Here is an 18878-nt window from a genome sequence, read left to right on the forward strand (position 1 = left end):
TTGCTCGCCATGACACACAGGCTCGTCGGTTGCGAAGACGGACAGGTGCGGATCAAAAATAGCCATCTTTTTTCCGCTTCTCCATCGAAGCCTCGGACGTCTTGTCGTCCATTCGGGTGGCACCGCGCTCACTCACATCGGCGGCCAGAGTTTCGATCACGATTTGCTCGGGCGTGGCGGCTGTGCTTTCCACCGGGCAAGTGCAGGTGATATCGCCCACGGTGCGAAACCGCACCTCGCGCACCACCACCTCTTCGCCGTCTTTGGGCGGTGTCAGTTCTGTCACCGGCACCAAGAGGCCTCGGCGGTCGACCACCTCGCGTGGGTGGGTGTAATAGATCGAAGGTAAAGCAATGCGTTCGCGCGCGATGTACTGCCACACGTCCAGCTCGGTCCAATTGCTGATGGGGAACACGCGAAAGTGCTCGCCCGGCTGCAGCTTGTGGTTGAACAGCGTCCACAACTCTGGGCGCTGAGCCTTGGGCTGCCACTGGCCAAAGCTGTCGCGGTGCGAAAAGATGCGCTCTTTGGCGCGGGCTTTTTCTTCGTCACGGCGTGCACCGCCAATCAGCGCGTCAAAGCGGAACTCTTCAATCGCTTCGAGCAGCGTGACCGACTGGTGCACGTTGCGGCTTTCGCCTGGGTGGGCCAGACGCACGGTGCCGCGCTTCATCGAGTCTTCCACGTTGCGCACGATCAGCTCGGCCCCCAGCTCTTGGGCGCGGGCATCTCGGAAGTCGGTCACTTCATTGAAGTTGTGGCCGGTGTCGATCATCAGCAGCGGATAGGGAATGCGCCCTGCGCCGAAGGCTTTTTCGGCGCACTTGAGCATCACCAGCGAGTCCTTGCCGCCCGAAAACAGCAGGGTGGGGCGCTCGAAAGCCGCGGCAACTTCGCGCAGGATGAAGATGGTTTCTTCTTCCAGTGCGTCCAAGTGCGCATTGCTCAGGGTTTGCAGTTCGGTGGATGTGGTGGCGGTCATGTGCGTTTGTTTTTTGTGGGAGCGGTCTCTGACCGCGAAAATTTTGACGAACGGATCGCGGTCAGAGACCGCTCCTACAGCGGTTTCAGGGTTTGACGTGCAGTCCGCATTCCTTGGCTGCTTCTTCTTCCCACCACCAGCGCCCGACGCGGAACTCTTCGCCCAGGCTGATGGCGCGGGTGCAAGGCGCGCAGCCGATGCTGGGGAAAAACTGGTCGTGCAGCGGGTTGTAGTCCACCTTGTGGGTGGCGATGTAGTGCCACACATCGCCCCAGGTCCAGCGGGCAAGGGGGTTGAGCTTGCAAAGACCTGCGCTGGGGCTGGCTGGCGTGATCTGGGACGCAGTCTGCACTTCACTGTCGTCGATGAGGGGCACTTCGGCGCGGGCGCTGGATTGTTCTTGGCGCAAGCCGGTGATCCAGGCGCGTTGACCTTTCAATGCGCGGGCCAACGGTTCCATCTTGCGCACGCCGCAGCAGGCCTTGCGCAGCGCGATGCTTTGGTACATCGCTGCCTGGCCGTTTTGGCGCACGAACTGCATGACCGATTCGTGAGCAGGACGGTGCACCACGATGGGCGCACGCGAATGCGCTTGCGTGCGTTCCAGCAGCGCCAGCGTTTCAGTGTGGAGTGCGCCGGTTTCTAGCACAAACACGGGAATGTCCAACTGCAGGCTGTTGATGAGGTGTGTGATGACGACGTCTTCGGCACCCAGGCTGGAGGCTTGGGTGACGGGGGTGAACTCGGCCGCAGCACGGCGCAGCAGAGCCTGGGTTTCTGCCAGTTTGGCGGCAAAGTCCGGGCTGGCTTTGGCGTGCAAATCCGTGGCTTTGGCCTGGGCGTTGCGAGGGGAAAAATGGCTGGAGGTCATGACGTTGGTTTTTTGTAGGAGCCGACCCCGTGGGCGAAGCTTCAGGCAGCTTTCGCAAACGGGGGTTGGGTGTTGACTGCAGAGCCTTGGTAAAAGCCCGCAAAGCGGTTGAACTGTCGTTGCGCCGCCGAGGCGTCCACACCTTCGCGCAGCACGGCCGCATCAAAACCGGTGCGCTGCATTTGCACCAATTGGTCGATCAGCACATCCCCCGTGGCGCGCAATTCGCCCGCAAAGCCCAATCGGCGGCGCAGCAAAAAGGCCTGGCTGTAGGCGCGGCCGTCGGTGAATTTGGGGAACTGCAAATCGATGCGCGTGATGCCGTTCAGATCGAGGGTGCGGGGATCGGCGTCATTGGCCAATGTGATGACCGTGGGCGATTCGACGGTCTGGTGTTCTTGAGAGGAAATGATTTTCATGGTGGTCTTTCTTTTGTAGGAGCCCACCCCGTGGGCGATTTTTTGTATGCGGCTTTGCAAGCCATCGCCCACGGGGTAGGCTCCTACAAAGAGGGGTTCATGCGGTGGTTTCCTCGGCGGGGTGACGGGCGGCATTGGCTGCAGCCTTGAAGGGGTCTTGACCCACGCGGCGCAAGGTTTCAATGAAGTACTCGTGGCGGCCTTGGGCCGGCAGACGCAGCGCTTTGTAGGTGTCCAAAACGGCTTCGATCACGTCAGGCACCTCAAACGACGAGAACGAGGGGCCGACCACTTTGCCGGGGGTTGTGGGGCCTGACAGCGCTTTGCCGTCCGAGCCACCCAGCGTGACTTGGTACCACTCTTTGCCGTCTTTATCCACACCCAAAATGCCGATGTGGCCCGAGTGGTGATGACCACAGGAGTTGATGCAACCGCTGATGTGAAAGTCGATGTGGCCCAGGTCGTTCAGCTCGTCCAGGTCTTGGTAGCGCTCGGTGATGGCGGCGGCCAAAGGCAGCGAACGGGCATTGGCCAGGGCGCAGTAGTCGCCGCCGGGGCAGGCGATCATGTCGGTCAAGAGGCCAATGTTGGGCTGGGCCAAGCCCAGCGCTTTGGCTTGGAGCCACAGCGCGTGCAACTGGTCCAGGCGCACCCAAGGCAGCACCAGGTTCTGGTTGTGCGTGACGCGCGCTTCACCCGAGGAGAATTTGGCCACCAAGGCGGCCGCAGCATCGAGCTGGTCGGCGGTGGCGTCACCAGGGGCTTGGCCCGGGCGCTTGAAGGACAGGGTCACCGCACGCAAAGCGGGGTTTTGGTGGGGCTTGACGTTTTGCGCGATCCAGCGGGCAAAGGCGGGCGTCTTGGCCGCTTCGATGCCGACATCGGCTTCGGCCTTGGCAGCCCACTCGGTGTTGGTTTCGGGCAGGTTCAGGGTCGGGGCTTCAAAGCAGGCGGCCACGCGGTCGAACTCGGCTTGCGGGATGGTGTGCAGGCCACCGTCCTTGACCAAAATGTCTTGGTACTCGGCTTCGACTTCGTCAAAGTAACGCTGGCCTTCGGCTTTCACCAAAATTTTGATGCGCGCTTTGTAGATGTTGTCGCGGCGGCCCCAGCGGTTGTAGACGCGGATCACGGCTTCGAGGTAATTCATGATCTGGTGCCAGGGCAGGAACTCGCGGATCGCGGTGCCCACTGTGGGCGTGCGGCCCATGCCGCCGCCCACCAAGACCTTGAAGCCGACTTCTCCCGCCGCATTCTTCACCATCTGCAGGCCCACGTCGTGCCAACCAATGGCGGCGCGGTCTTCTGCAGCGCCCGTGATGGCGATCTTGAATTTGCGGGGCAAAAAGGCGAACTCGGGGTGCAGCGTGCTCCACTGGCGGATCAGCTCTGCGTAGGGCCGTGGGTCGACCACTTCGTCCACCGCCACCCCGGCCAGCTCATCGGTGGTGGTGTTGCGGATGCAGTTGCCGCTGGTCTGGATGCCGTGCAGGTTGACGCTGGCCAAGAGGTCCATCACGTCGGCCGACTGAGACAGGGGAATCCAGTTGAACTGCACGTTCTGGCGGGTGGTGAAGTGGCCGCAGTTCGTGGTCAGCTTGGGTGACATTGGGGATGAAGGGCCAGCGATCTTGTCTTGCGTGGCTTGGGCGTGGGCCAGCAGCGCGGAGTCGGGTGTGTCGTAGTCGCGGGCAATTTGGGCCAGGACTTTGAGTTGGGGCGCCGAGATTTCGCCATAAGGCACGGCCACCCGCAGCATGGGCGCGTAGCGCTGCACGTACCAGCCGTTTTGCAGGCGCAGGGGTTTGAACTCGTCGGCGCTCAGCTGGCCGGACTGAAAGCGCTCGAGCTGGTCGCGGTGCTGCGCGGCGCGGGCGCGCACGAACTGTTTGTCAAATTCGGTGTATGGGTACATGGGGGGTCTTCAGATCAAAACCAGTTTGGTGCCAGCCCAGGCCAGCAAGAGGGAAAGGATGGCGCGCACCAAGCGCTCCGGGGTTCGGTGCATGAGGCGCGCTCCCAGCCAGATGCCGGGCAGTGATCCCGCCAGCAGTTTGGCCAGCAAGGGCCAGTCCACCGATCCCATGGACGCATGGCCCAGGCCAGCGACCAAGGTCAGTGGTACGGCGTAAGCGATGTCAGCGGCCACGATGCGCGGCAGGGGCAGCAAGGGGTAGAGCAGCAGCAGGACGCTCACGCCGATGGCCCCAGCACCCACCGAGGTGAGGGTGACCAAGACACCAATCAGCGCCCCCAAAAGCACGGGCAAGCTCCAGTGGCGGGCTTGGGTTGTGTGCCCAGGGTCGGCTGCAGAGTGGGCGGCGGGCAGTTGCTGGCCACGCAGTGTTTTGTAGAACATGGCAGCGGCCGTCAAGAGCAGGGCCACGCCCAGGCTGTGGGTCATCAGGGACTGGACCTGCGGGTTGGCCGGGCCGATCCAGTGCAAAGCCGCCAACGTCAGCAGCGAAGCCGGGATGCTGCCCACACTGAGTGAGCCCACCACACGCCAGGGCACGATGCGCTGGCGGGCAAAACTGAGGGTGCCGCCCATCTTGGTCACGGCCGCAAACAGCAAGTCGGTGCCCACGGCCATGTAGGGCTTGACGCCAAAGAAAAAGATCAGGATCGGCGTCATCAAGGAGCCGCCTCCCACCCCCGTCAAGCCCACCACGATGCCGACGAAAAAACCTGCCAAGACATAAGCCAAATCAACCATGGCGGCGACTGTAAGGGGGCTTTATGCCAAAACAAACGATTTTTAAGTTGGGTATATATGCGTTTGGCTTATAAGAGCGGGCTGACCTCCGCTGCTGTCACCAGCGCTGTCAAGGCGCCATGCAGGCAAGCCATGGCTAAAAAGCCAAATGCTGGGTGAATTGACGTCCGTTCATGGTCAGCCCAGGATTGGTGGGTGCCGGGCCGGGGCATGTTGGTTGCACGTGTAACAAGGCTGTTGAGTGTCCCGCGAGCGACAGTTTTCGGGGGGCTGTTACAGTCGCTGCCTTGATCCATTGACGCCCTAGGACCCAACGATGAAACGCTTGATTGCCACCGGCTTGCTGAGCGCAGCCGCCACCACTGTTTTGGCCCAGACCCCGATCAAGATCGGAGAGATCAACAGTTATTCGGCCATCCCACAGTTCACCATGCCCTACAAAAAAGGCTGGCAACTGGCCGTCGAAGAAATCAACGCGCAAGGCGGCCTGCTGGGACGCCAGGTCGTGGTCATTGACCGCGACGATGCGGGCAAGCCCGACGAGGCCTTGCGCCATGCGATCGAACTCAGCTCCAAAGAAAAAGTGGACATCCTGGCCGGGGGCTTTTTGTCCAATGTGGGTCTGGCGCTGGCCGACCATGCGGCCAAGAACAAGCGCTTGTTCATCGCCAGCGAACCCCTGACCGACGCCATCGTCTGGGAAAAAGGCAACCGCTACACCTTCCGCCTGCGAGCCAGCACCTATATGCAAGCGGCCATGCTGGTCGAAGAAGCGGCCAAGATGCCTGCCAAGCGCTGGGCCACAATCGCGCCCAACTACGAATACGGCCAAAGCGCGGTGGCCAACTTCAAAGCCTTGCTGCAGGCCAAGCGCCCGGACATCGAGTTCGTGAGCGAGCAGTGGCCCGCACAGGGCAAGATCGATGCAGGCAGCACCCTGACAGCCACCATGGCGGCCAAGCCCGATGCGATTTTCAACGTGACCTTTGGTGCTGATTTGGCCCGCTTGGTGCGTGAGGGCAACCAACGAAATGTGTTCCCCAAAACGCCGGTGGTGTCCATGTTGTCGGGCGAGCCCGAGTATTTGGAAGTGCTCAAAGACGAAACGCCTAAGGGCTGGATCGTGACCGGCTACCCCTGGGACCAGATCGACACGCCCGAGCACGCCAGCTTTACCACCAACTACTACAAGAAGTTCAACGAAAACCCCAAGCTGGGCTCGGTGGTGGGCTACGCCACCATGCAGTCGATCTTTGCGGGCATCAAAAAAGCTGGTAGCTTGGACAACGAAAAACTGGTGGTCGCCATGCGGGGCCTGAAGTTCAGCACGCCGTTTGGCCCGGCAGAGTACCGCGCGATTGACCAGCAGTCCACCATGGGGGCCTATGTGGGCAAACTCGAGCAGCGCGCAGGCAAGGGCACCATGGTGCAGTGGCGCTATGCCGACGGCAAAAATTATTTGCCCACCGACGCCTATGTCAAGGCGCGACGCCCCGCCGATGCGATGAAATAAGGCGAGTTGGCGCCTGCGACTGAAATCGATTCATCCCTGGGGCCATGGTCTGACGGCCCAGGGTGATCCTTCAAGGGCGCGCAGGTGCAGTCCTCACGCTGTCCTGCAGCACGTCGGAGACCCTGCGCACCTGGATCTGTGGCGGAAGGTTTTGCCGGATTTTGTAGTTCTGTGCCCGCTCTAGTGACCGGAAGGGGCCGGTGATCACCAAAAACCAGCCACCCGACGCGGTGCTCTTTTGCATGAGCACGCGGGCATTGGTCAATTCGTCCCGCGATCGGATCAGGCTTTGGGCCTGTGCTGCGGTTTGAAAGGTGCCATGCTCCAGAACAAAGAACTCGGGTGATTGCTGGGCCAGCCAGCGTACGCCCCGCAGGGCCACGTCCGGCAATTCAACGTTGTTGTCTGCAGGCGCAGGCGCAGACGCAGCAGGCTGGGCGGCGGATGCCACGCGTTCTGCGGCTTGGCTCTGCGCTGTGCTGTCGGCTGATGGGTCGATCGACTGTGGCTCGGATGCCGATGGCAGTGGCGGTGCCTCAAGCGCAGATGCCGCCGCCTCAGCCGTTGCAGGCGCTGCTTCGGTGGCCGCTGCTGAAGCAGGTGCAGGCCGCTCAGCTGGCAAGGACGGCACCGATTTGGGGGCTTCAAAGTGAAGCCATGTGCCCCACGCGGTCAAGACCAACAGGGTCGCCATGCCCAGCCAGGCCAAGCGCTGGGTTGGTTGGCGATGAGCGGTGCTTGCGGACCCCTGGGGAATGGCCGTTGAGGAAGCCAGGACGGTGACTTCAGCAAGGCCAGCAGAGTCAGACGGTTTGGCCATGACAACGGGTTCGGCATTTTCTTCAGGCGCAACCGCTGCCGACTTTTCCCAAGGTGCGGGCACAGCCCTCCACAGGGGATGGGGCTGGGCGGGGTTCATGCAGGTGAGTGCCGCACTTTTTTGTCCGTCCGGCGGCTCTTGGCAAAGCAGCACCCAGCGCCAACCCAAACCGGGCAGGTGAAGGGTGAGGTCTTGCAACATCTGCACATCGGAGGCGGGCAAATGTTGGGCGTTGGTGATGAGGGCAATTTGCCTGGGCACGGACGCAGGCGGTGGCATTTGCATCGCCTGGGTCAGCCCCAGTTCGGCAATGCCCTGGTTGATGTGGCCGAGCAAAGCCAGGCGTTGATCACCCGTGAAGTGTTCCAACGTGACAGCAGGGGCCACACCTCGCCAAAAGTCTTGCAAGGTCTGGGCGGCACGCGCCAAGGCCACGCCGTCCTGGCTCCAAATGATCAGGTTTTGATCATCGTTTAAAACGACCTGGCCCAGTTCTTCCAATGCAGCCTCTGGCTTTGGCGGCCGAGAGGGGGCGGGCGTGTTGGGGAGAGACGGGCCAGTGAGCATTGAAAACTGAATGATGCGTTAAGGATTCCCGATTAAACACCAAGCAAGCGGGTCCCCGTGTCGTCCAAACTACGAATTTGTCGCTCAACAAGGCGGCTCACCCGATGCCTCGGCTGCGGCTCAGGCTTGCATCAGGACAAGGTCAGCGGGCACGCCCCAATGCCCGGATTGGCTGGCATGCCAGAACTCGGCAAAAGGGCTGGGCAGTGTCGGTGGCGCCGACTCCGGACGCAAAAGTTGCCCGGGCGCCAGTGTGTCGATGCTCGAAGCCAAGGTTCGGGCTTGTCCTTGGGCATTGCGCACCATGAGGTGCTGCGCCGTGATGTCGCCCGGTTTTTTCAGACCCGCTGCGCCCACCAAATCGGCCAAGGCATGCAAGGTGTTGGCGTGGTAGTAGTACACCCGTTCGGCCTTGTCGGTCACCACCACGGCGCGTTGGCGCACCGGGTCTTGTGTGGCCACCCCCGTGGGGCAGTGGTCTGTGTGGCAGCTGCGTGACTGGATGCAGCCCAGCGCAAACATGAAGCCCCTTGCCGAATTGCACCAATCGGCCCCCAGCGCCAGACAACGCGCGATGTCAAAGGCTGAAATCACTTTGCCCGATGCCCCAATCCTGATCCGATCGCGCAATCCAGCGCCCACCAAACTGTTGTGCACCAGCCGCAGCCCATCGCGTAGCGGCATGCCCACATGGTCGGCAAACTCGATGGGTGCAGCGCCCGTTCCGCCTTCGGCGCCATCGACCACAATGAAGTCCGGGGTTTGGCCGGTTTCCACCATGGCTTTGACCACCGAAAACCATTCGGCCGGATGGCCCACGCACAGTTTGATGCCGACCGGCTTGCCGCCTGAGAGCTCGTGCAGTTGCGCGACGAAGGCCAACAGCTCCAAGGGGGTGCTGAAAGCCGAGTGCCGGGCCGGTGACACGCAGTCCTGACCCATGGGCACGCCGCGCGCTTGGGCGATTTCGGCACTGACTTTGGCCTTGGGCAAGACACCGCCATGGCCAGGTTTGGCCCCTTGCGACAGCTTGACTTCGATCATCTTGACCTGCGGCGAGAGGGCTTGTTCAGCAAACCTCACCGGGTCAAAACGGCCGTCTGGCGTGCGGCAACCAAAGTAGCCCGATGCAATTTGCCAGATCAGATCGCCGCCCGGCTCGCGGTGGTGCAGTGAGATGCTGCCTTCGCCGGTGTCGTGCGCAAACTGCCCCAAAGCTGCGCCCTTGTTGAGGGCCTTGATCGCGTTGGGCGACAAAGCCCCGAAGCTCATGCCGGAAATGTTGAGCAGTGACAAGGCATAAGGCTGCTGGCACTGGTGGGCGCCCACCGTGATCCTGAAATCCGCAGGGTCCAACTCGGTGGGTTGCAGAGAATGCGTCACCCACTCGGATTGGGCGGCGTACATGTCCTTGATGCTGCCAAAGCCGCGCTTGTCGTTTTGTAACTTCGAGCGGGCGTAGACCATGGCCCGCTGGTTTCGTGAAAAAGGCAGTTTTTCCTCATCGTCCTCCAGAAAATACTGCCGAATTTCCGGGCGGATGTATTCAAGTCCATAACGCAATCGACCCGTGAGTGGGTAGTTTCGACGTACAGCTTGGCGGGTTTGGACACAGTCCATGCAGCCAAGCACAAACAGCAGGCCAAAACCGCCACTGACCCATATCGAATAGGGCAGAGCCACGATCGCGGCGGGTGCCGTGATCAACCAAGGCAGAAAGCGGGAAAAAGACTGTTGGGCCATGGAAATACCTGCAAGCTTGCCCGCTGCTCACGCAGACGCGGGTTTGTGTATGAAGCGAGGAATTGCCATCGTGAACGAATGGGTTGAATTTGTACAGGGCATTTCAACCCATGATCTTCAAAATGAAAAATTTTGATTTACTTGAAATGTGAAATTTGATTCGAGTGGCTAGCGCGCCTGTCAGAAGTTTTGGTTAAGGCGTTGGGTATACGGGTCGGGCGCGGGCTGATCCAACCCGCGCAGGCACAAAAGCCAGCCCCTCAAGCCGACACAAACCGATCGGCCGCCAAGTGCTTGATCAATGCGTCGGGCAGGGGGGTGGGCTCGCCGTTCAGCCAGGCAGCGGTCAGCTCACCACACAGCACGGCCAAGCTGATGCCGCGAGCACCCATGCCCGTGCTCAGGCACAGGCCTGGTAGGCGCTTCCTGTCAACGGGTCCTACCGCAGGCAGGCGGTTGGGCAAGGTGCAGCGCACGCCAGCCCAGCCCTGCACCCGCTCCGGGTCAAACTGCCCAGCCATGGCCAGGCCCAAAGCGGGCAGCAGCGTGGCCAGGCGCACTTCGTTGGCGGTATGGTCTTCTTCTCGCACTGGGGCTTGCTCGCAATTGCGCTCAAAGGTGGAGCCAATGAACCAGCCCGGCAGCCCCTCGGGCGTGGGCACACCGCTGATGAAGCTGCCGTGGCCGTTGACCGGAAAAGGCGCCAGCAGCTGGCGCTGGGCCTCGTTCAAGTCGGCCAAGTGGCCAAAACTGACTTGTCCGCGCAAGGGGTTCAAAGGCACAGTCAATCCAGGCAGCGGCCGCAGTAAAGCCAAGCTGTCAAAGGCACTGGCCACCACCAGCCAGGGGGCTTGGCCCAGCGTTTGGCCTTGGACATTGGTCACGGCCCACCCATCGCCGCGCCGCTCAATCCCCTGCACCTGCTGGCCCCAGCGCACTTGCACGCCCTGCGCGCGCAGCTGCGCGGCTACCAGTTGGCGGGGCCGAATCCATCCTGCCTGTGCGTGCCAAAGCGCGGGCGAGTCGGGTGGCAGGCCTGCGGCGGCCACTTGCGCCGCACTGGCCGGGGCACTGTGGTGATCGGTTGCGTTGACAGGCAGGCGGCGTTTGCCCGCCAAGTTGTGTTCCAGAACGCCCGTCAGGGCCCAATCGGTGCCGCTGTGCAGCAGGGCCTTGGCGCGCTGCAGCGTGGCTTGAACCCCTGCACGCGTGATGCGCGAGAGCACGTTGTCATCGGGTGAAACGTGCGGCGCTGCCAAACCTGCTGGCAGGCCCGAGGCACCCGCGCCTGGGCCTTCGGCCTTGTCGATCACTGTGACGGCCCAGCCCCGAGTGGCCAAGCTGTAAGCCACGGCCGAGCCCGACAGGCCGGCACCGATCACCAGCGCTTGGCGCTTGTCGGCGTGCAAGCTCAAGTTAACCAAAAACAGGGGGTCAAGCGAAAGGGGGCATCAGCCCGCAGCAGGCGGCACATAGCCTTGGGCGGCATCGGCGCCATCGCCGAAGAAATGGTTTTCCATCTGGCGAGCCAGGTACTGGCGGGCGCGCAGATCGGCCAGGTTCAGGCGGTTTTCATTGACCAGCATGGTTTGGTGCTTGAGCCAGTCGGCCCAGGCCTGCTTGCTCACGCCCTCCCAGATGCGCTTGCCCAAATCACCGGGGTAGGGCGGAAAATCCAGACCCTCTGCTTCTTTGCCGAGTTTTATGCATTGAACGGTGCGTGCCATGGTGGTGTCTTGCCTTGATGTATCTTAAGAAGCGCTGGTTATACGGATATAGAATTTCCGTATTTCCAGATGGGAGCGGTACACACGACAATGCGGGTTGACCCGTTTTCGTGTGGCCGGACAGGCCGTAACTGTAGCAAGCTTTCAGCATCCCCCCCGGGCTTTGGGTCTCTTGACTCCCAACACACAGCAATACCAAATGAGTGCATTTCTTGAAGAACGCGTTTTGAGCGTTCACCACTGGACCGACCGCCTGTTCAGCTTCACCACCACCCGTGACCAGGCCCTGCGCTTTTCGAACGGCCACTTCACCATGATTGGTCTGCGCGGCGACAACGGCAAACCCCTGCTGCGCGCTTATTCGATTGCCAGTGCCAACTACGAAGAGCATCTGGAGTTTTTGAGCATCAAAGTGCCCGATGGCCCGCTGACCTCCAAGCTGCAACACATCCAGGTGGGTGACACCATCATCGTGGGCCGCAAGCCCACCGGCACTTTGTTGTGCGACTACCTTTTGCCCGGGAAAAACCTGTACCTCATGGGCACCGGAACGGGCTTGGCCCCGTTCATGAGCATCATCCGCGACCCCGAAACCTACGAGCGCTTTGAAAAAGTGATCCTGGTGCACGGCGTGCGCCAAGTCAACGAGCTGGCCTACCACGACTACATCACCCAAGAGCTGCCCGCCCACGAGTTTCTGGGCGAAATGATCAGCCAGCAACTGCTGTACTACCCCACTGTGACCCGCGAGCCCTACAAAAACCAGGGCCGTGTGACCGAGCTCATGGAAAACGGCAAGCTGTTTTCAGACCTGGGCCTGCCCCCGCTCAACCCCGAGACCGACCGCGTCATGATTTGCGGCTCGCCCGAAATGCTCAAAGACCTCAAGCGCATTTGCGAAGAACGCGGCCTCAAAGAGGGCAACACCAGCACGCCTGGCGCTTTTGTCATTGAGCGGGCGTTTGCAGACGCCTGAAGCTCTCGGGGCTTTGTGAACCCGTTGGCACACACCTGAACCGACAAGGGGGCACAATGCTCCCTTGTTTTTTGAAGAGCCCCCATGAAACTGTCCGTGATTTCTCCCCAGCGCTGGCTGTTGCTGATCGCTTTGTCGGGCATCGGCATGCTGGTGTTTGGCCTGTACTTGCAGCATGTGGTGGGCCTGAACCCTTGCCCCATGTGCATCGTGCAGCGCTATGCCCTGATCGGCGTGGTCTTGCTGGCCTTGGTCGGCTGGCGTTTGCGAACTTGGGCCCTGACTGCTGCGGGCTTGTTGGTGACGCTGGCGGCCGGTTTTGGCGGCTTCACGGCGGCCCGCCAAAGCTGGCTGCAGTGGTACCCGCCCGAGGTGGTCAACTGCGGGCGCGACTTTTACGGCATGGTTGAGAACTTCCCCCTCAACCGCGCCATCCCCATGATCTTCAAAGGCAGCGGGGACTGCAGCAAGATCGACTGGACCTTTTTGGGTGGCTCCATTGCCAATTGGTCGTTTGTCTGTTTTGTGTTGTTTGGCCTTTTGGGTTTGTGGGTGGCCATTCAATCCCGTCGTCCGGCTCATGCCGCATAACTGAGGGGCGCACGGCTTCGGCCAACTGGGCGAGCCGACCCCCGCTTGAAGGGCCGTCGAGCGGGCATGTGGCCTGTGCCCATTCGCGGTGACAATACCGGCACTTCTTGTTGCCTTTGCATGTCTGCCCCTGTCCACCCCCCTGTCAACCCGTCGGTTGACTCACCCCGTCCACCGCCAGTGCCCCATGTGGTGCTGGTCATCACCAAAGGCGAAGCCGGCGGGGCGCAGACACATGTGCTGGAGTTGTGCCGCGCCCTGCAAGGTCGGGTGCGCTTCACGGTGGTGATCGGTGGTGACGACGCGCACAGCGTGTTGGGTCAGGCCCTGGAGGACTTGGGCATCGCTGTGCTGGTGCTGCCGAGTCTGCAAAACTCGCTCAACCCCCTGAAGGTTTTGGCTTCGGTGCGTGCTTTCTTGGCGCATGTGCGGGTGTTGCAGCCCGATGTCATCCATGCCCACAGCGCCGTGGCGGGGGTGATCTCACGTCTGGTGGGCAAGCTGCGGCAAATACCGGTGGTCTACACCGTGCACGGCTTTAGCTTCAAGCCGCAAGCGCCTTGGCTGATCCGCACCAACGCCTGGCTGGCCGAGGCGGTGCTGGCCGCCTGGACCACGCGCATGGTTTGTGTGTCGGCCTACGAAAAACAATTGGCCGCGCGGTTGCCCATGCCCCCCGAGCGGGTGAGTGTGGTGCACAACGCGCTGGCCGATGTGCCTTGGCGCAGCGACATGACCGCTCAGCCGCCACGCCTGGTGATGGTGGCCCGCATGGCCGCGCCCAAGCGGCCAGATGTCTTGATTGAGGCCCTGGCCTTGCTCGCGCAGCAAGGCCTGTACCCCGACACTTGCATCTTGGGAGGCGGCCCAGACCTGGCCCGCCACCAGCAAGCCGCCGCCCCGATGCGGCACATCCAGCTGGCGGGCGATGTGAGCGACGTGGCACAGCGTTTGGCGCAGCACCAGATTTTTGTGCTCTTGTCCGACCACGAGGGCCTGCCCATTTCGATTTTGGAGGCCATGCGCGCGGGCATGGCGATCGTGGCCACGCGCTTGCCCGGCATCGAAGAAATGCTCACGCACGAGCAAAGCGCCTGGCTGGTGCCCAATAGCCCACAGGTCGTGGCCGATGCGCTGCAGAACCTGCTGGCCGACGCGCCCTTGCGCCAGCGACTGGGCCGCGCCGCACGCGCGCGCTACGAGGCGCAGTTTCAGCCTGAGGCCATGGCCGAGTCGGTGCTGACCATCTACCAGCAAGCGCCCTTGATGGATACCGCGCGCTGGCCTATGACGCGCCCAAGCCGCCCCACCCAGCAACTGGCCTCGCAGCAGGCGCACCGCCAAAGCGCCCACCTGGTCTGGAGCCTGCTGGGCTTGGCGATGATCGGCCTGGCCTACGCCATCAGCCAGGCGCTGATGGCCAGTGGCCTGGCCACGGTGGACTTTGGCCGCACTGTGCTGGCCAGCCTGGTGCCTTATGCGCTGGCGGCGCACCTGTTGTACCGGGGGGCGCACATGCCTGCGGCCGAACGCGGCCCGCTGCTGCTGGTCACCACCGGCTTGCCGTTTTGGCTCACGCCCCTGGCTTTTGCCTTGCTGCAGCAGCCGTATTCACGAGGCGCTTTGCTCTTGAGCTATGTGCTGTGCACCTTCTGGTTTTGGCTGGCCGACCAGTGGTTTTTGCGTCACCGCCCTTGGCGCTTGGTGTACCAAGACCCGCGTGTGCCGGACCTGTTGGCGCCTTGGTTGCCCGAGCCCGGTGGCCAGGCCTTGCCGTGCATTCGCTTGCTGCCCTGGCCCTCTCAGGGCATGCCGCTTGGCGCGACGCTGGCGTGTGATGGCGCTGTTGTGCCCACGGCCCCACCCAGTCCCGAGCGCCACCACTTTTTGACCGCGCTCAAGCTCCAGCACATCCGCCTGTACAGCCCCGAATCGCTGCAGCAAAGCCTGACTGGGCGGATGTCGAACGAGGCCTTGCAAAACGAGCTGTGGCAAACCGATGGCAACCCGGCGTACGACCTGGCCAAGCGCCTGATGGATGTGAGCGTGCTGCTGGCCCTGCTGCCACTGTGGTTGCCTTTGGCGCTTTTGGTGGCGCTTGGCGTCAAGATCGACTCGCCTGGCCCGGCCCTGTTCAGCCAGCGGCGCACGGGCATGCATGGTCAAAGTTTCCGGATCTGGAAGTTCCGCAGCATGCGCCATGAAACGCAACTCGCCCCGCAGTTCGCTCAGGCCAACGATCCGCGCATCACCCGTTTTGGGCATTGGATTCGCCGCACCCGGCTCGATGAGATTCCGCAGCTGTTCAACGTGCTGATGGGGCACATGAGCCTGATCGGCCCCCGTCCCGAGCAAGACGGCTTTGTGCAGCAGTTTGCCGAGCAAATGCCCAGCTACCCTTACCGCCACCTGGTGCGCCCAGGCCTGACCGGCTGGGCCCAGGTGCAGCAAGGCTATGCGGCCAGCGCCGATGAAACCGCCATCAAGCTCAGCTACGACCTCTACTACATCACGCACTACAGTCTGGCCATGGACTTGCTGATCGTCTTCAAAACCATCCAGACCGTGCTGACTGGGCGCGGTGCGCGTTGAGTCTGCCCATGTCCAGTCCTCGCTACATCTTGTTGTTGACCGAAGAGTCCGGTGTGGGCGGGGTGCAGACCACGCTGCACTGGCTCGAATCGGGCCTGGCTGAGCACGGCTGGCAGGTCACGCGGCTGCCGGTGCGGCGCGGCCGACCCTCGCTGTGGGCGTGCTGGCAGGCGGCGCGGCGGGCGCAGGTGCTGGTGGCCTCCAACAACTTCTGGCCGGCTTATGTCGCGGTGGCCCTGGCTTGGTTGGCCCGCAGGCCCAGTGTGGTGTGGGTGCACGGCCCTTTGCAAGAGGTGCTGCAGCAGGCCGGGGCCTCGCGGCTGAAAATCGGCTGGCTGCGCACGGTGTACCAAAGGGCCAGCCAACTGGTGTGCGCTTCACAGACCTCGTGCGACAGCTTGGTGCGCGTGATGACACAGGCCAGGCCTGATGCCGCACGGGCCATGCAAAGCCGCATGCGCGTGATCCGCAACCCGGCGGTCTTGCCCGGCGCGGGTGGGGTGAGCACACCCATGCCCGCCAACAGGTCCGCCACCGAGGTGATGGCTTTGGGTTTTGTCGGTCGTTTGTCCCCCGAAAAACAGCCCTTGCAATTGCTGCCCATGCTGCGCCTTTTGCCTGCCGCTTGCCAACTGCATGTGGTGGGCGATGGCGAGTTGATGGGTGCCATGCGCAGCGCCGGGCAAGACCTGCTGGCCCAAGGCCGCTTGCACCTGCACGGCCAACAAACCGTGACCGCACAGACCTACCAAGCCTGGCGGGCCACAGTGCTGTGCTCGCGCTACGAGGGTTACCCCATGACGGCGCTGGAGTCGCTGGCCTGCGGCGTGCCCTGCGTGAGCACGCCCATCCCCGCCATGCAGGAAATGCTGGCCACAACGGCCCCGCTTTGTCTGGCGCACGACGAAAGCCCCGCTGCGCTGGCCCACGCCGTGCAGCGCAGCCTGGCGCAAGCGCCTGCCGAACGGCAAGCGGCTATCGACCTGTTGCAGCAACAGCACCGCCTGGAGACTTTTGTGCAGGCCTGGGACCAAGTGCTCACAGGTTTGCTGCAGCGGCGGGGGACGCAGCCCAAGCCAGAGCTCAGGCAAGGACCAAGGCAGGGCCATGCTGCGGAGCCAACGGACGCATCGAGCGAAGACCCCCCTTCAGGAGGGCGGGCATGATCACCGTCCACTTTGTGCATGGCGAGCGCTCTTATTTGCCCGAGCTGACGGCCTACCAGGCGCACATCGAGCGCTTGGGGCATGCCGTGCAGATGCACACCCAAGCCCACACCGTGCCGGGTGACGCCCGGGCCGTGTGGTGGATTTGTGGCCGTGTGCCGAGTGATCAGGCCCGGCGCTTGAAGGGCGCGGTACAGGTGCACGAATACGCCTCGGCCAGTGTGGCCCCGCTGGCTTGGCTCAAGGACCGCATCAAGCAGTGGCAGCACCCGGTGCCCGACTTTCGGGTGTTCCAAAGCGAGTGGGTGCGCCAGCGCATGGGCTTTGGTGGCAACGCGCCTGGCGCTGTGCCATACGCCCTGCGCGACATGGGCGTGCCCGAAGCTTTTTTGACGGCGCAAGCGCTGCAGCTGCCTGAGTTTGATCTGGTCTATCTGGGTGAGATGAGCCGTTTGTTGCACTTTGTGCCGCTGCTGCAAACCTTGGGGCAAGCGGGATTGAGTTTGCTGCTGGTGGGGGATGTGCCCCTGGCTTTGCAGCAGCGCCTGGCCACACTGGGCCACATTCAGAGCACCGGGCGTGTGCCACAAGACCAAGTGCCTGCGCAATTGCTGCGGGCCCGTGCGGGCCTGAACCTGATGCCCGATGTGCTGCCGCTGTCTGAGCAAACCTCCACCAAGATGCTGGAGTACCTGGCCCTGGGCTTGCCCGTGATCAGCAACCCCTATGCCTGGGCGCAACGCACCGCGCTGGCCCATGCCGGGCGGGTGCAATTGCTGGACGTGCACGCCACAGCCGCGCAATGGCAAGCGGCGGTGCAGGGCCTGCCCCCTCACCAGACCGATCGCCAACACCTGCAGTCCTTGCGCTGGTCGCAGCAATTGCAAAACCTGCCGGTTTGGCCCGCCTTGTTGGGGGCCGCTGCGTGAGACGTTTGAATCTGTCGAGCCTTTGGCAAGCCTTGCCCCGCGCCACGGCACCTGCCGCCCTGGGCAGTTTGGTCTCGTTGGCGGCCCAAGGCTTTTTGGCTTTGGTGCTGTTTCGGTTGTTCAGCCCCGAAGAGGTGGGGATGTTTTCTGCCACCAGCCAACTGGCCTTTTTCTGGGCCAGTTTGGCACTGGCGCAAAGCCCTTTGAGCCTGCTGGCCGAGCGGCACCAGGAGCCCCGCGCTGCTGCCCGCCGCGCCTGGCGGCAAAGCGCGTGGCGTCTGCTGTGGCTGGCTCCGGTGGCAGGGCTGGGGGCGTTCTGGTCGGGTTTAGGTGATGCGGTGCAGGTGTGGGCTTGGGCCGCTGCTTTGGGCCTGGCGCAGCTGAGCTGGTTGCTGGCGCAAAGCCTGACTTTGCGGCTGGGCAGCCGCTGGTCCGTGGGCCTGGTGCGCATGGTGCCGCCTGTGCTGGCCGCTGCTGCGGCGGTGCTGGGGGCAGTGCTTTTTCCTGAGCGTGGCGAGGGCCTTGAGTTGCCCGTGCTTTTGGTGTCGGCCTGCTTGGGTTATCTGGCCGGAGCCGTGTGGATGCGGCTGGCTTTTCAGAGTGCGACTGTGCCCGACGCGGCGGGGGCCGCCAAAGAGGGCAGCGACTTGCGCACTGCCACCGCCGAAGCCCCCCCATCATCGGACCCGCGCAGCGCCCGGCTCAAGATGCTTCATACCCTGAGCGACGGCCTGGCCGCCACAGCGCTGGCGCTGAGCTGGCCAGCGCACTACGGCGCACAAGAGGCGGGTTGGCTGTTGGCGCTGCTGCGCATCTTGAGCTTCATCCCGGCGCTGGTGCACACGGCTTGGGCGCAGGTGGTGCTCAGCAGCTCCACCAAGGTGCAGCTGCGCCCGCTGAAGGTGGCCTGGGCCGCATCGGCGCTGGTGCTGGGCGTGGGGGCCTTGGCCCAGTTGGCGCTCACATGGGGCTGGCTCGACGCGCGTTGGCAAGGCCTGTCGTCCTATGTATGGCCCCTGGTGCTGTGGCAAACGGCCGCCTGCTTTGTGGCCGCGCACGCGCACCTGCCGTTCCAAAAAGGCTTGGCTGTCCAACACGCATGGTTGTGTGTGGCCATGAACGCGGGCTTCATCGCCTTGTGCGTGGTTCTGCCTTGGGCCATCCCATTGAGTGCCAGCACGCACATGGCCTGGCTGTCGGCCTACATGCTGCTGAGCCTGACGGCTTTGACGTTGTGGGTGGCCAAACGATGAGCGCGATTTGCAC

16 protein-coding genes are annotated in these 18878 nt (G+C 62.8%); 7 read left to right on the forward strand and 9 right to left on the reverse strand.

The window, feature by feature from the left end; all coding sequences use genetic code 11:
• Positions 1 to 52: 52 nt before the first annotated feature.
• From cysD to B9Z50_RS05210, 5 genes are all read right to left on the reverse strand, one after another.
• Positions 53 to 982: a sulfate adenylyltransferase subunit CysD gene (gene cysD, locus B9Z50_RS05190; protein ID WP_108362644.1), complete on the reverse strand. Its 930-nt coding sequence runs from the start codon at positions 980 to 982 to the stop codon at positions 53 to 55.
• Between the two features lie 85 nt (positions 983 to 1067).
• A complete protein-coding gene (locus B9Z50_RS05195; RefSeq protein WP_108362645.1) occupies positions 1068 to 1853 on the reverse strand; it encodes a phosphoadenylyl-sulfate reductase in 786 nt (261 codons plus the stop codon).
• 41 nt (positions 1854 to 1894) lie between these two features.
• Positions 1895 to 2272 carry a DUF934 domain-containing protein gene (locus tag B9Z50_RS05200; RefSeq protein WP_108363559.1) on the reverse strand — a complete coding sequence of 126 codons (378 nt, stop codon included), beginning with the start codon at positions 2270 to 2272 and terminating at the stop codon, positions 1895 to 1897.
• A 97-nt stretch (positions 2273 to 2369) separates the two neighbouring features.
• On the reverse strand, positions 2370 to 4187 hold the full coding sequence (locus tag B9Z50_RS05205; RefSeq protein WP_108362646.1) for a nitrite/sulfite reductase: 1818 nt from the start codon (positions 4185 to 4187) through the stop codon (positions 2370 to 2372).
• Positions 4188 to 4196: 9 nt separating this feature from the next.
• Positions 4197 to 4988: a sulfite exporter TauE/SafE family protein gene (locus B9Z50_RS05210; RefSeq protein ID WP_108362647.1), complete on the reverse strand. Its 792-nt coding sequence runs from the start codon at positions 4986 to 4988 to the stop codon at positions 4197 to 4199.
• A 316-nt stretch (positions 4989 to 5304) separates the two neighbouring features.
• Between B9Z50_RS05210 and B9Z50_RS05215 the strand changes: the two genes are divergently transcribed.
• Positions 5305 to 6501: an ABC transporter substrate-binding protein gene (locus B9Z50_RS05215; RefSeq protein WP_108362648.1), complete on the forward strand. Its 1197-nt coding sequence runs from the start codon at positions 5305 to 5307 to the stop codon at positions 6499 to 6501.
• A gap of 70 nt (positions 6502 to 6571) precedes the next feature.
• Here B9Z50_RS05215 and B9Z50_RS05220 read toward each other — a convergent pair whose 3' ends face one another.
• The 4 genes from B9Z50_RS05220 to B9Z50_RS05235 all read right to left on the reverse strand — a co-directional run bounded on the left by B9Z50_RS05220 (position 6572) and on the right by B9Z50_RS05235 (position 11358).
• Positions 6572 to 7822 (reverse strand): hypothetical protein, encoded by a 1251-nt coding sequence (locus B9Z50_RS05220; RefSeq protein ID WP_108362649.1) that lies wholly within the window; start codon positions 7820 to 7822, stop codon positions 6572 to 6574.
• 186 nt (positions 7823 to 8008) lie between these two features.
• Entirely contained in the window at positions 8009 to 9631 is a 1623-nt protein-coding gene (locus B9Z50_RS05225; RefSeq protein WP_108362650.1) for an FMN-binding glutamate synthase family protein, read from the reverse strand.
• Positions 9632 to 9891: 260 nt separating this feature from the next.
• Positions 9892 to 11046 carry an FAD-dependent 5-carboxymethylaminomethyl-2-thiouridine(34) oxidoreductase MnmC gene (gene mnmC / locus B9Z50_RS05230; RefSeq protein ID WP_108362651.1) on the reverse strand — a complete coding sequence of 385 codons (1155 nt, stop codon included), beginning with the start codon at positions 11044 to 11046 and terminating at the stop codon, positions 9892 to 9894.
• 36 nt (positions 11047 to 11082) lie between these two features.
• On the reverse strand, positions 11083 to 11358 hold the full coding sequence (locus tag B9Z50_RS05235; RefSeq protein WP_108362652.1) for an oxidative damage protection protein: 276 nt from the start codon (positions 11356 to 11358) through the stop codon (positions 11083 to 11085).
• Positions 11359 to 11557: 199 nt separating this feature from the next.
• Between B9Z50_RS05235 and B9Z50_RS05240 the strand changes: the two genes are divergently transcribed.
• The 6 genes from B9Z50_RS05240 to B9Z50_RS05270 all read left to right on the forward strand — a co-directional run bounded on the left by B9Z50_RS05240 (position 11558) and on the right by B9Z50_RS05270 (position 18865).
• Positions 11558 to 12334: a ferredoxin--NADP reductase gene (locus tag B9Z50_RS05240; RefSeq protein ID WP_108362653.1), complete on the forward strand. Its 777-nt coding sequence runs from the start codon at positions 11558 to 11560 to the stop codon at positions 12332 to 12334.
• An 84-nt stretch (positions 12335 to 12418) separates the two neighbouring features.
• Complete coding sequence (locus B9Z50_RS05245; protein WP_108362654.1) at positions 12419 to 12925, forward strand: disulfide bond formation protein B; 507 nt, start codon at positions 12419 to 12421, stop codon at positions 12923 to 12925.
• A 120-nt stretch (positions 12926 to 13045) separates the two neighbouring features.
• Entirely contained in the window at positions 13046 to 15517 is a 2472-nt protein-coding gene (locus B9Z50_RS17900; protein ID WP_233249776.1) for an exopolysaccharide biosynthesis polyprenyl glycosylphosphotransferase, read from the forward strand.
• Positions 15518 to 15525: 8 nt separating this feature from the next.
• Positions 15526 to 16683: a glycosyltransferase gene (locus B9Z50_RS05260; protein ID WP_108362655.1), complete on the forward strand. Its 1158-nt coding sequence runs from the start codon at positions 15526 to 15528 to the stop codon at positions 16681 to 16683.
• Positions 16680 to 17612 (forward strand): glycosyltransferase, encoded by a 933-nt coding sequence (locus tag B9Z50_RS05265; RefSeq protein WP_108362656.1) that lies wholly within the window; start codon positions 16680 to 16682, stop codon positions 17610 to 17612. The genes B9Z50_RS05260 and B9Z50_RS05265 overlap by 4 nt, the downstream gene beginning before the upstream one ends.
• Positions 17609 to 18865, forward strand: coding sequence for a hypothetical protein (locus B9Z50_RS05270; RefSeq protein WP_146183167.1), 1257 nt, complete (start codon positions 17609 to 17611; stop codon positions 18863 to 18865). The genes B9Z50_RS05265 and B9Z50_RS05270 overlap by 4 nt, the downstream gene beginning before the upstream one ends.
• The last annotated feature ends 13 nt before the right edge of the window (positions 18866 to 18878 follow it).

It is taken from the genome of Limnohabitans sp. Bal53, from assembly GCF_003063355.1.
GTDB lineage: Bacteria > Pseudomonadota > Gammaproteobacteria > Burkholderiales > Burkholderiaceae_C > Limnohabitans_A.

Coding starts and splice junctions, on each gene's coding strand:
- B9Z50_RS17900 (WP_233249776.1), top strand. CDS start 13,046: ATGTCTGCCCCTGTCCACCCCCCTGTCAACCCGTCGGTTGACTCACCC.
- B9Z50_RS05210 (WP_108362647.1), bottom strand. CDS start 4,988: ATGGTTGATTTGGCTTATGTCTTGGCAGGTTTTTTCGTCGGCATCGTG.
- B9Z50_RS05245 (WP_108362654.1), top strand. CDS start 12,419: ATGAAACTGTCCGTGATTTCTCCCCAGCGCTGGCTGTTGCTGATCGCT.
- B9Z50_RS05215 (WP_108362648.1), top strand. CDS start 5,305: ATGAAACGCTTGATTGCCACCGGCTTGCTGAGCGCAGCCGCCACCACT.
- B9Z50_RS05195 (WP_108362645.1), bottom strand. CDS start 1,853: ATGACCTCCAGCCATTTTTCCCCTCGCAACGCCCAGGCCAAAGCCACG.
- B9Z50_RS05265 (WP_108362656.1), top strand. CDS start 16,680: ATGATCACCGTCCACTTTGTGCATGGCGAGCGCTCTTATTTGCCCGAG.
- B9Z50_RS05240 (WP_108362653.1), top strand. CDS start 11,558: ATGAGTGCATTTCTTGAAGAACGCGTTTTGAGCGTTCACCACTGGACC.
- B9Z50_RS05225 (WP_108362650.1), bottom strand. CDS start 9,631: ATGGCCCAACAGTCTTTTTCCCGCTTTCTGCCTTGGTTGATCACGGCA.
- B9Z50_RS05205 (WP_108362646.1), bottom strand. CDS start 4,187: ATGTACCCATACACCGAATTTGACAAACAGTTCGTGCGCGCCCGCGCC.
- B9Z50_RS05200 (WP_108363559.1), bottom strand. CDS start 2,272: ATGAAAATCATTTCCTCTCAAGAACACCAGACCGTCGAATCGCCCACG.
- cysD (WP_108362644.1), bottom strand. CDS start 982: ATGACCGCCACCACATCCACCGAACTGCAAACCCTGAGCAATGCGCAC.
- B9Z50_RS05260 (WP_108362655.1), top strand. CDS start 15,526: ATGTCCAGTCCTCGCTACATCTTGTTGTTGACCGAAGAGTCCGGTGTG.
- B9Z50_RS05235 (WP_108362652.1), bottom strand. CDS start 11,358: ATGGCACGCACCGTTCAATGCATAAAACTCGGCAAAGAAGCAGAGGGT.